Genomic DNA, 12,131 nt, shown 5'->3' with positions numbered 1-12,131 from the left:
AATTCCTCAATTCCTCAATTCTATTTTTATATCCCTCTCCCAAAAAACAATGATAAATCACTCTCATTTAGCCTTGTATTTAAAAGGTTTTACGATTTTAAATAGAATTCCTTCCTCTATCAATTGATATGCTGGCTTCTCCTCACTTATCATCCCTTTTATTTGTTGCGACAGATATAGAGATAATTCCATTCCACTTTGAAAATTCTCAAAAGGAATTTCACTTCTATAATAGCTTTCACTCTTTTCATTATATTCCCAAACAGGTATCTTTCTAAATTCTATAACCTGTTTTAAAGTAAAGAAATCAATAATAGGTATATGGCATTCTTGATCCCCACCTTTTATTTTTAATTCCCGATAACCATTAAAATAATGGTGATTTAATAATATAAAAGGAACAATTCTCTTTCCCGAGACATCAAGTCCTGTTTTCTCCTTTATAAGATCTTGATTTTTTTTACTGGACATTAGTACATTAAGCCTTTCAACTAATTGATTATATGCCTTATAAAGATGACCTTGTAAATTATTATAAACTTCTACAAGATTTTCAGGCTTTATTGTAGCTTTTGCATCAAAAATAAATATATATTCACCTAATACAAACATACCATCTATCTCCGGCAGGCCATTAGCTTCATCCCTATCTAATTTATTAAAACTTATATTAATTTTGTTAAAAAATGACTCTATCGATTTTTCAAACACATACCCTTTATTCGTTTGATCATTCAGTTGTAGCTGAATCTCATCACTTGAAAGAATTTTATCAATAGCTTTTTGAGGTGCAACACATTGGATCCAAGCTGGTATTATATAATATATATCTCCTCGTCTCATTAATGGCTTATACCTTACAAGAAATGATGTATTTTCTTGTTTAGCATTTAAATCATAAGATAAAAACTGTAACAAAACCTTGTGGGATTGCTCTAATCCTAAATATCTTATTAATTGTTTTTCACCATATATTTTTATAAAATTTCCAGTATCCATCCCCATATTGTCTTCAATATCTAACGCCAATTTATATATAGCTTTGTATACAGTTAATAAATCATTAATGACATACTCAACTTCATAGTTTTTCACACTAAACTTAACCCACTCATCCCCATATATAGGAACTAATAATTTGAATGCAGACCAAATATCCGTATCAGCTTTCCAACTATTTTCCTTTGAAAGATCCATATGAAGAATCTTTCCTCCAGAATATGATTTTATGCTCTTTGTTTTCTTCATTATGTCAACCATTTCTTGACTATCTATAATATGATCCTGTTGATAAGTAAAATTCAGATCCCTATATCTTTCTAAACTAGACCAATATGGTAAGTTATGTCTTAAAAAAAACACTGTCCCTACATCTATATCCTTCACTTTATAATTTTCATGCTTTACTGGTTTTATTAGCTCTGTTGATAGTGAAAGAAAAAAGTTCCTCAAAGAATACTTAGTAGCAACTGCTTGATATATTGTCTTACATTCCTTATTAATTCTTTTTGGCTCTTTAAGCCTCGCTTTAATGCCATACTCTTTGATAAATTCAATTATACCTGGAAAACTATCTAAAAGATGATTATATTGCGAATTAAGAATTTCACTTTCATATGTTTTATCATCTATACCTATACCGCTATTACGCATATTGAAATTTATATATTCTAAATAAGAAAATAAATCCTCGATACATATTTTCTTATTAGAATTTAAATAAGACGCTTTAATTATATTATTACACCCCTCAATCTTTTTATTTAAATAAATTGTAAATTCTATATCCTTGGCAATTAGGGTGTAAATTTCTAAGCTTAACGAATTTAATTTCTCTAATAAAAGATTTAAATCACCTAGACTCATTCCCAAAGCACATCCACTATGTAAAAACAGTCTATGAAATTCCATCCCCTTCGTTTCATATCCCATTTTAATATATTCAAGGAGCTCTCCCTTTTTCTTCTTTGCCCGAAAACTTTTTTTAAACTTTTCTACTTTTTTTAAATCAATTGGCCTCATAAATAAACACCTTTTTAATATTTAAAACAAATGCTTAATTACATACAACTATTTTTAAGCAGTGTTTTTCTAATTTTTATTTCAACATTATAAGATAACATTGATAATTATATCTCCAGACTTCTAAACTATTTTGTACATATAAAAGAACTTCTCTCTAGAGAAGCTCTTTTATATTAAAATTCCGAATACCTTTTCTATAACCATTATTAAAACATTGCATTATTATACAAGGAAAAAACAACTTTATTTAAGAGATATATTCAATAGTTTTTCAAATTAAATCTTCTCTATTACAATAGCAGTCGAAGTAATCCAGGTAACTCTCACTCTATCTCCAACTTGGGCATTAATATGATTAAACCACTTCCCAAACAATTGTAAATCCCCATTACCTTGTAATTGCTTAGCATACTCATCTCCACGTCCACTAGAACCAGATGCTTTTACTTCAACCTCCCTCAAAAAGCCATCCACTGAACTACATGTAAAGATATTCATCTGTCCAGGATGATTACTATTATAAATCCCTATTCTTTTCGCCTCACTTTTTGGTATCTGTAAGTATCCCTCCCCATAGACAACACCTCTTGTATGAGTATGTCTATGAGATCCCCATTTTAAGTGTGCATCTTTCAAAGTGGTTATAAAACAATCTCCAGCCTTTGCCATAAAAATACCTCCATTTTTAAAATTGAATATTAAAATTAACAACTACACAAAACAATTATATTTCATTTACTCCTATATATTCAATAAAATAACATCCGAAAGGACCTTTTATCACTCAGTAATTTTTATTAAATTTTAATATACTCAAATATATTTATCACATTTTCACTTTTAAGTAATAATTTATTTTTATTTCACAGACTCTATAAACTATTAGCATAATGCTATTCTCAATATAAAAATACATACTAGAAATTAAAACCATTTCTATAATAAATATGCTACCATAAGGAGTGTTAGCATTATAAAGAATAGACAATACATATACATACAAAATACATTGACTTGCATAAGTAATTAGGAGGAACATGTATGGCAGAAAGAAAGATATGGTTTATTACTCGTCCAGAAAGGGACCCCAAGTTTCATGCTCTTGCTCTCAGTGCACTACAAGAAGCCACAAATAATTTTCAACATCCTTGGAAAGGAAATCGAGAATTACATAGGAAGTATGAAGAAGTCTTAGGAAATAGAGAATTAAAAACACCTACTATTAGCACTGATGGTTCCGGAGGCCGTACATGGGTCGCTATGTTAAAAACATTTGCTTATATATACATAAATGAAAGTGGATATCTAGTTCCTACTAAAGTAGGTAAAGCTTTACTGAATCGAGAGAACGTGTTCGAAAACATTTCAAAACAAATTCTTACTTTACAGATACCCAATGCCTATTTTATGGAACCAGGGTTCAGGCCGAAATTTGTATCTCATTTCAAAATCCGCCCAGCGCGCTTTCTAATCAAATTAACAAATCAAAAGGCACTAGATCATTATATAACAAAAGAAGAAATAACTTACTTTGTGTTAACGGCATCCAAGGATAATCAATTGCATCAAGTAACACAAAATATTCTAGAATTCCGTAAAGCAAACGAAGAAGAAAAAAAGGAAATAAAAATGGGTATCGCTGAACAATATGAACATCGTAGCCGTTCTGACAGTGCTGCACGTGGATTCGAAACAGCCCATTCAGATGTAGCCCATACATTCATGTTACTTTGTGATTACACAGGGTTAGTAGAATATATTCGTGGTGAATGCTTGCGCGTTAACCCTATACAAGTTGAAGAAATAACACAAAAAATAGAGGAGTATGACAAACGATATCCATTTAATAATCGTTATCAATTTTCATTAGAGCGGATGGCCGAAAATAATGGATTAGATATAGATAGCTATAAATCAACTCGTTTTCATGATAAAAAACCGGCTACAAACAAAGGAAAAAGGACATTACTTATTCAAGAAGCCCTATCAGGAGTATCTGTTCTATCCGAAGATAACAAAGACACAGCAATAGAATTACTAAAAATAGCTGGATTCAATCCAATTGAATCTGTATCAATTATTGAAGAAAAATTAGAAGATCAAGGTTATGCATTCTCAAATGAAGACTTTTATGAAGCTTATTTATCAGAAAAAGATAATCTAGCGTTCGAGGACAAAACTGGTGAGATTTTAACTCAAATAGGTTTCAACGTTGTTATGCGTCCAAAATCCACAACCGGTGATCAAACGGAAATCGAGATCGTTTTATTATATGGAAATAATGGATTAGGACTAATCGATGCTAAAAATTACCGTAGTAGTAAGTTCTCTCTTCCAGCAAACCTTGCTTCCCATATGGCAAGTGAATATATTCCAAATTACGAGGGGTATCAAGGGAGAAATGTAAGCTTCTTTGGCTATATTGCAGCCGATCAAATCGGTGGAGAAAGAAATTTAGGTAAAATTACTGAAAAAGCTAAAAATCATATTGCTGGTCGTGAAGTACAAGGGTTTATAATGAATGCAAAAACTTTATTAGGCTTCTTAGACTATTGTATAGAAAATAATTTATCAAAAGAAGAAAGAGTATTACTATTCTTACGTGCAATTAACAATAAAAGTTTCGCCACATTTTCTTCTCTATACAAAGAAATAAACCAAAACTAAAAATAAGAGGTTGTTCCCCTAGGAACAGCCTCTTATTTTATACAAGCGCAGGTAGTTCTTGTTCTCCTAATAGTGTATTAATATCCCATTTCGGCTGTATATATTCATATTCTACACCCGCTAACGTTTTCAATACAGACTCTACAATAATTTTTGCTGCAAGCGGTGGTACTGCCATTCCAATCTGCTGACGAACCTTTTCTTTTCCACCTGAAAAGATGAAATCGTCTGGGAACGTTTGTATCCTAGCTCGTTCACGATTAGTTAATGCACGCGGCTCGTCCCAATGATACCCATGGGTTCCACCTCCGCCACTTCCTGTAATTGTATAAGAAGGTGTATTAGGATTTAATCTTTTATAAATTTGACTTAATTTCGCACCCTTTACATTTAAACGCAGATGTTCGGGAATCCCTTCATACCACGCATTTTCCCCAGGTGGAATATGATTTAACATATCAATCACTTTCTGCTTATGTCTTGTAAATTCATGATTTGCAGCTTCTTCTGGAATATTTTCCAAAGCCTGTGCAGCAGTAACATATGGATATTCTCTACCCGGTCCATGAGTTGGCTCAGGCACTTTATATTCAACTTCTATGTCATTTCTAATCCCTACAATAATAATTCGATGTCTCGCTTGCGGGACCCCATACTCTTCAAATTTATATAAATGAGGCGTAATTGTGTATCCTGCTGCTTGCATTTCACGTAAGATCTGAACAAACGCCCCACCATCATTAGCACTTTGTAATCCACTTACATTTTCAGCAATAAACCATTGGGGTTGATGATGTGTTAATACACGAATCCCATAGCTATACAGTGGACCAAAATCACCATCTATCCCCCTCTGCTCACCTACAATACTAAAGTCATTGCAAGGAAAGCCAAAAACAAATGCATCAATCGGGGTTAATCGTGGGTCACTTTCAATTTCTAACGTACGAACATCTTGAACAATTACTGTATCAGGAGCCATTGGACAAATATTATTCGCATAGGTTTTAGCTGCGTCTGGACAAATTTCATTCGACCAAGTATGTTCTACCTTATACTCTTCACCATTTCTATCTACAACTCTTGCCATACGAGCACCCACTGCAAAACCGCCGGGACCATTAAAAAATTCACCCTTATAATAAACAGGCACTTTTCTTCCCTCCCATACAGAATTTGATACTTATCTTTTATTAGTTTTATTGTATCCTATTCCATTTTCTTTTAGTAATCAACAAAAAAGACTCTTGAACTCCATAAAAAGACTACATTCTCCATCTCAAAGCCTTTTCGACATAATTTATGCCATTCTGTCTAATATATATCCTTGTTAATACTAATTTAATTTTACTGATATATCAACATTTAAGTATCTGTGAAACTTTACCTATATACAAAATAAATTCAAAAATTTAATCTCTATCATGTTTATTAGCAACCTATATGTAATGCTTACCACAATGCGAATTATAAATGTTATAATAAAATAAAAAGTTATTGGTACATAGATAGGATGTTGAAAAGATGGAACTCATCAAAGTATTAGGCGAACGTATTCGATTCTTCAGGAAAGAACAAAACTTAAGTCAGGAACGATTAGGAGAATTATCCAATATACACACGAATCATATAGGTGCTATTGAACGCGGCGAAAAAAACGTTACAATAGAAAGCTTAGCAAAAATAACACATGGATTAGGTATTACTTTAGAAGAGTTATTCCATGATCTTTGACTAATAGTCTCAATAGAAAATCCCAAGAACAAACATAAATTCTCAAATTAAATCCATAGATAAATTCCAACTACCTCACTCATACGCTCTCCCTACTAGCTTTTTAGCAAGCATGTAACTCTTTGAAATGTTATTTACATCCAAATGATACATGAATAATCTTCAACTAGAATTAGATTATTTTATGTCCATTTAGATACACTCGCAGATCCTTATATCATCGTATTTACACTCTAGACAGACATAAAACCACAAATTCTATTAAACCTTATATAAAATTAATATTAAATCACTATCACCTTCCCATATTCCCTAACACTCTCCTCCAAAAACCCCCTACTCTCCCCACTATCCTTATAATAAGAATTCCACCCCCGCTCCCTCAAAATCCCCTTCCAACTATCACTCTCCACCATCCTCTTAATAACACCATCCCAATAAGCAACCTCTTCCTCCGTCATATCTTTTGGGCCCATAATGCCTTTCCAGTGTTGGAAAATGACGTTGATTCCTTGTTCTTTCCATGTTGGGATTTCTGGTAGTCGGTCTAGTCGTTTTGGTGCGGATACGGCTAGTATTTTTATTTTGCCGGCTTTGTATTGTTTTTCGGCTTCGGATAGGGTCATGGTTGCGGCGTTTATTTGTTTGTTCGTTAGGGCGTTTATGATTTTTTCTTTGTTTTCGTAGACGAAGAATTGTAGTTCGGCTGGGTTTATGCCGAATGCTTTGCTTACTTGTACGAAGGATAGGTGATCGTCGTTTCCTAGGCCTGGAGCAACGCCGATTTTGAAGTTTTTCTTGTCTTGTTTTAGTTGTTCCATTAGTTCGTTTGCGTTTTCGATGTTTGATTCTTTTGATACGACAACAACTTCCCAGTCTGACGCAAGTGTTGCGAGCGGTGTGAAGTCTTTATATGTTAGTTTACTGTGGCCTAGTAGGTTGTTCGTTATGAGTAAGCTTGAGTTAATCGCCAGTACGTGACCGCCTTTTTGTTTCGTATATTTCCATCCGACATCACCGCTGCCACCTACTTTGTTTGTAACTGTGATTGGTTTTGTGAAGATTTTTTCTTCTGTTAGTGTTTTTTGCATCGCTCGTGCCGTTAAGTCCCATCCGGCTCCTTGAACGTTCGGTGCAACGATTTCTACTTCCTCTATGTTTACTGTATTCGTTTGAGATTTTTCCGAGGAACAACCAGCTATTACTCCTGTCATGATCCATATACATAGTAATAATCGTTTTTTCATAGTCCTCGTCCTATTCGGTACTTTCGTTCTGGTCGTCCAATAATGCCGTATGTGTATTCTACTGTGCATTCGTTTGTCGCTACTAAATATTCTAAATACCTTCTTGCGGTTGTTCTGGAGGCCCCCATTTGTTCTCCCATTTCTTCTATTGTAATGCCCTCGTCGAATCCTTTTATAATTCCTTTCACCTTTTGCAGTGTTAACGGATCGACACCTGTAGGTAAGTTTTTTATGTCTTGTGTTTGTGAAATGCCGAAGAAGTTATCGATGAGTGCTTGATTTACTTCATTGTTACTATGTAATAGTTGTTTCTTTCTTTTATAGTCTTCAATTGTGCGAACAAATTTTTCTAACGTAACCGGTTTTATAAGATAGTTGCTTACGCCGTTTCGGATTGCTTTTTCTAGCATATGGTTTTCATTTGCCGCTGTTACCATAATGACGTCAACGTTTGGAAAATCGGCATGGATTTTCGGCAATAAGTCCGTACCGATTCCATCTGGTAAGTAATTATCTAATAGAAGTAAATCGATTTCTTCCCTTTGTAGTAGTTCCATCGTTTCTTTTGCGTTTAATGCTTTTCCAATCACTTTTATATCCTTTATTTTTAATAAAAACTCTTCCTGAATTTGCGCGACGCGGAAATCATCTTCTGCAATTGCAACCTTCAACATATGCCCATCCCCCTGTTTGTCATATACTTTCTCTCAATGTTTTCGGAAGGTAAATTGTAAAAATAGCTCCCCCATTTTTCTCATTTTGAATCTCAATTGTTCCCTCGAGTAGATCTACCATTTCTTTCACGTTTGCTAGTCCGTAACCACGATTATTTCCTTTCGTTGAAAATCCTTTTTGAAAAATGGTCGTGATTTTTTCTTCCGGTATTCCTATCCCGCTATCTATCACTTCAAACACAATATCGTGCCCAATATCCGTAACGAAGAAGGAAACACTCTTTTCCTCTCGTTCACTCACCGCATCAAACGTATTATCGATTATGTTTCCAAGAATCGTAATGAGGTGGGACACTTTTATATGGTCTGGTAACGGATGAAGCGCACTATCCCCTTCAATATGAAAATCAATTTTTTTCTCAGAGGCTGTTGCGATTTTCCCTAATAAAATAGCTTGTACTTTCGCATCATGAATTTGATGAAATAAAATATGGTTTTGGCTTTGATGAATATTAGATTCTTGTTGGATAAATTCAATCGCTTCTTTATAATGTCCTAACTGAAGTAATCCTGATAAGACGAAAAGCTTATTTGTAAATTCATGTGTTTGAGCGCGTAAGTCCTCGGAATACTTTCTTACCTCAGATATCGTATTCACTAAGTTTTGCAGTTCTGTTTTATCTCTAAAACTACATACAACGCCTACCGTACTGTTATTTTCGAGTATTGGCGTCATGTTTAAAATAAACACTTTATCTTGAAATGCGATTTCTTGATCGTTTTCTAGTACTCTCTCCATATGAAATTCTGGTAAAACTTTTGAAATGTGCTGCTGCATATAATCACCATTTACATGCAGCATTTCTTCTGCTGACGTATTCATCATCGTAATAGAACCGTTTTGATCGATAGCAATAATTCCTTCTTTTATAGATAGTAGTATCGCACTTCGTTCCCGGTATAGCGCTGCGATTTCATTTGGCTCTAAACCGAGTGTGTCTTTACGAATGCTACGCGCTAAAAGGATGCCACCTACAATGCCGGCTAATAACACCGCTAAGGAGAAGAGGATAATTTCTTTCGTTCTACTCAATATGTTAGATTCAATGCCTTTTATTAAAAACTCTACTGTCACAACGCCTACTACTTGATCATAGTCTCCGTTATGAACAATAATGGGTGCCTTCGCCATTAAAGCTGGACCACTTTCCCCATTTCCTTCGAGCGTATAATAACCGCCAAAAGTGAGTGCTTCATAGTTATATGGATTGTTACTCTTTGTACCAATCAACTCCGAATTAGAATGCGAATACATAACTCCATAACGATCTTCTATAATGATATAATCTGCACCAGCTTGCTCACGAACTTGTTCCGCAATGGATTGGATCGTACTTTTATGCTCGTTATTTTGAAAAGCATCTTTTATAGCAGGCATAAAAGAAAGCGACTTAGCCGTTTGCAGTGCTAACTGTTCTACTTGGCGCTTCGTATCAACGGACTGAATGTAAACAAATATTCCCGCTAATAGGAGAACGACAAATAAAATTAACGCGATAATTAAGCTTACTATTTTCGTTTGTAATGACACTTTGCGTGATTTCTTCATACTTCATATCCTTTGATAAAATATTCTAAACTATCAATCTCCTTTTTCTATTATTATGACAAAACGAATAATGAAGCAACTATTAAAACTCTCCATGTACATAAAGTACAAAAAGAATAAAATTGTCATAATATTGAGATTTCGTACCAAAGACAGTACAATTCAACTACAATGAACACGCTTTCATAATTGTTATTTTATTTATAAGCCAGAGGAGGAATGATTATGGCTCAAGTAAAATCTAACCGAGTCGCCGGCAATATTTTCAAAGGTTCTGTCGGCAATTTAATTGAATGGTACGACTGGTACGTTTACTCTGCTTTTGCTGTTTATTTTTCAGCAGAGTTCTTTCCTAAAGGAGATCCAACGAGTCAGTTACTGAACACAGCGGCTATTTTCGCAGTTGGATTTTTAATGCGTCCTATCGGAAGTTTATTAATGGGACGCTATGCGGATCGGCACGGACGCCGGGCAGCATTAACGCTTTCCATTACAGTTATGGCCGGTGGTTCTTTCATTATCGCCTGTACACCTAGTTACGAAAGCATCGGTATTATGGCGCCTATTATTTTAGTTCTTGCTCGTTTACTTCAAGGATTATCACTTGGCGGAGAATACGGAACTTCCGCAACATATTTATCTGAAATGGCTAGTAGTGGTCGCCGTGGTTTTTATTCAAGCTTCCAATATGTAACGCTCGTTGCTGGACAGATGGTTGCGTTAGGCGTTCAAATTGTTCTTCAGCAATTACTAAGCGAACCAGATATGAAAGCTTGGGGCTGGCGCATTCCATTCATTATTGGAGCGATGGGTGCAGTAGCTGTATTATGGCTTCGCCGTACGATGGATGAATCGGAGCAATTCGCAAACATAAAATCACAAAAACGCGAAAGCGCAGGAACCATTAGCGCTCTTATGAAACACCCGAAAGCAGTATTAACAGTAGTCGGCCTAACACTTGGGGGCACTGTTGCATTCTATACGTACACAACATATTTACAAAAATTCATGGTAAACACAGTCGGCCTTCCGAAAGAAGTTGTAAGCTGGATTAACTTTGTCGCACTACTTATTTTCGTCGTACTTCAACCAATTGCGGGGTTACTATCCGATAAAATTGGACGCCGCCCACTATTAATGACATTCGGTATTCTCGGAACGTTACTAACAGCACCAATTTTCTTCTTTATGGAAAAAACGACAGAACCAATCGTAGCATTTTTACTCATGATGGTCGGCCTTATTATCGTTACTGGTTACACATCGATTAACGCAATTGTAAAAGCAGAACTCTTCCCAACTGAAATTCGCGCACTTGGCGTAGGTTTACCATATGCACTAACCGTTGCGATATTCGGCGGAACAGCAGAATTCATCGCTTTATGGCTAAAGAGTATTGGAATGGAGTCACTATTCTACTTCTACGTAGCCGGATGTATCGCGATCAGCTTTATTACGTATTGGCGTATGGATGAGTCATCGAAGACTTCGCAGATTGAGGCGGAGCTTGGTGGTGGGGATAAACTAGCTAATAATAAATCTAGTTAAAATTATGTATTCTATGATCTTCGTTTATCTGAAAAAGTATAATTCATTAATGTGCAACTTAAAAACTTCTACTTATATGTAGAGGTTTTTAAACTTTATAACAGAAAACATATTCAAATTTACTTTTCTTCTTTTTTGATTATGACATGTATTATTTATAATACATCATTATGAAACGAAAAAAAGAAGATTATAGAGGTAACATCTCATGTGTATCAACTTAAGAAAAATAAATACCTACTTTATAAGATTCACCAAGCTCAAGTATTCTCTCATTTAAAGTCTTGAAATGCCGTAGAATACTTGAGCTATTGTTTTGCACTAAAACTTGAAGCCTGTCTACCATTTACATATATTTATACATATAGATATCATTCGAAAACACTGGCGGTTCGTTTCACTTTGTGGTAAATTAAACCAATTGAAGTATAAAAATTATTTCCAAAATGAAGATAATAATTTATAAATATAGTTAACATTCTATTCTTAGTAAGTGGTTAAACAAGGTGATACTTTAAATCATTTAGAAGTTTTCTATCTAATTATACTAAAGTTGAGTGGTGAAACTAATATGAGCCAATGGCTAAGTAATGATAAAATAGCAGACCACGATTTTGGCGGTTGCAT

Annotated in this window: 9 protein-coding genes; 3 read left to right on the top strand and 6 right to left on the bottom strand. The window is 34.5% G+C overall.

The genetic code is table 11. The features are described 5' to 3' along the window. Positions 1-63: 63 nt before the first annotated feature. Together MR083_RS24555 and MR083_RS24550 are read right to left on the bottom strand one after the other, a co-directional pair. Positions 64-2,022 (bottom strand): hypothetical protein, encoded by a 1,959-nt coding sequence (locus MR083_RS24555; RefSeq protein WP_242269974.1) that lies wholly within the window; start codon positions 2,020-2,022, stop codon positions 64-66. 279 nt (positions 2,023-2,301) lie between these two features. After that, on the bottom strand, positions 2,302-2,694 hold the full coding sequence (locus MR083_RS24550; protein ID WP_242269973.1) for a hypothetical protein: 393 nt from the start codon (positions 2,692-2,694) through the stop codon (positions 2,302-2,304). A gap of 372 nt (positions 2,695-3,066) precedes the next feature. Here MR083_RS24550 and MR083_RS24545 point away from each other — a divergent pair, with 372 nt between their 5' ends. Beyond that, positions 3,067-4,692 carry an AlwI family type II restriction endonuclease gene (locus MR083_RS24545; protein WP_242269972.1) on the top strand — a complete coding sequence of 542 codons (1,626 nt, stop codon included), beginning with the start codon at positions 3,067-3,069 and terminating at the stop codon, positions 4,690-4,692. 37 nt (positions 4,693-4,729) lie between these two features. Here MR083_RS24545 and MR083_RS24540 read toward each other — a convergent pair whose 3' ends face one another. After that, a complete protein-coding gene (locus MR083_RS24540) occupies positions 4,730-5,845 on the bottom strand; it encodes a DNA cytosine methyltransferase (RefSeq protein WP_242269971.1) in 1,116 nt (371 codons plus the stop codon). A 371-nt stretch (positions 5,846-6,216) separates the two neighbouring features. Here MR083_RS24540 and MR083_RS24535 point away from each other — a divergent pair, with 371 nt between their 5' ends. Continuing rightward, entirely contained in the window at positions 6,217-6,426 is a 210-nt protein-coding gene (locus MR083_RS24535; RefSeq protein ID WP_000420195.1) for a helix-turn-helix domain-containing protein, read from the top strand. Positions 6,427-6,710: 284 nt separating this feature from the next. On the opposite strand, the gene MR083_RS24530 is transcribed toward MR083_RS24535, so the two are convergent. Genes MR083_RS24530 through MR083_RS24520 form a run of 3 tightly spaced genes read right to left on the bottom strand, consistent with a single transcriptional unit; the run spans position 6,711 to position 9,956 of the window. Then, positions 6,711-7,673 carry a tripartite tricarboxylate transporter substrate binding protein gene (locus MR083_RS24530; protein ID WP_242269975.1) on the bottom strand — a complete coding sequence of 321 codons (963 nt, stop codon included), beginning with the start codon at positions 7,671-7,673 and terminating at the stop codon, positions 6,711-6,713. Further along, positions 7,670-8,347, bottom strand: a complete 678-nt coding sequence (locus MR083_RS24525; protein WP_000921497.1) for a response regulator — start codon at positions 8,345-8,347, stop codon at positions 7,670-7,672. Before MR083_RS24525 ends, MR083_RS24530 begins: the two co-directional genes overlap by 4 nt. Positions 8,348-8,366: 19 nt before the next feature. After that, entirely contained in the window at positions 8,367-9,956 is a 1,590-nt protein-coding gene (locus MR083_RS24520) for an ATP-binding protein (RefSeq protein WP_061529108.1), read from the bottom strand. A gap of 225 nt (positions 9,957-10,181) precedes the next feature. Between MR083_RS24520 and MR083_RS24515 the strand changes: the two genes are divergently transcribed. Continuing rightward, complete coding sequence (locus MR083_RS24515) at positions 10,182-11,504, top strand: MFS transporter (RefSeq protein ID WP_000079848.1); 1,323 nt, start codon at positions 10,182-10,184, stop codon at positions 11,502-11,504. The last annotated feature ends 627 nt before the right edge of the window (positions 11,505-12,131 follow it).

It is taken from the genome of Bacillus cereus group sp. BfR-BA-01408 (assembly GCF_022663305.1).
GTDB classification, from domain to species: Bacteria; Bacillota; Bacilli; order Bacillales; family Bacillaceae_G; genus Bacillus_A; species Bacillus_A pacificus.
The sequence above is the reverse complement of the archived record's forward strand: the minus strand, read 5'-3'. Positions and strand labels throughout refer to the sequence as shown.

Bases quoted from the DNA above. Each gene is read 5' to 3' on its own strand.
- MR083_RS24555 (WP_242269974.1), bottom strand. From the start codon at position 2,022: ATGAGGCCAATTGATTTAAAAAAAGTAGAAAAGTTTAAAAAAAGTTTT.
- MR083_RS24550 (WP_242269973.1), bottom strand. From the start codon at position 2,694: ATGGCAAAGGCTGGAGATTGTTTTATAACCACTTTGAAAGATGCACAC.
- MR083_RS24545 (WP_242269972.1), top strand. From the start codon at position 3,067: ATGGCAGAAAGAAAGATATGGTTTATTACTCGTCCAGAAAGGGACCCC.
- MR083_RS24535 (WP_000420195.1), top strand. From the start codon at position 6,217: ATGGAACTCATCAAAGTATTAGGCGAACGTATTCGATTCTTCAGGAAA.
- MR083_RS24530 (WP_242269975.1), bottom strand. From the start codon at position 7,673: ATGAAAAAACGATTATTACTATGTATATGGATCATGACAGGAGTAATA.
- MR083_RS24525 (WP_000921497.1), bottom strand. From the start codon at position 8,347: ATGTTGAAGGTTGCAATTGCAGAAGATGATTTCCGCGTCGCGCAAATT.
- MR083_RS24520 (WP_061529108.1), bottom strand. From the start codon at position 9,956: ATGAAGAAATCACGCAAAGTGTCATTACAAACGAAAATAGTAAGCTTA.
- MR083_RS24515 (WP_000079848.1), top strand. From the start codon at position 10,182: ATGGCTCAAGTAAAATCTAACCGAGTCGCCGGCAATATTTTCAAAGGT.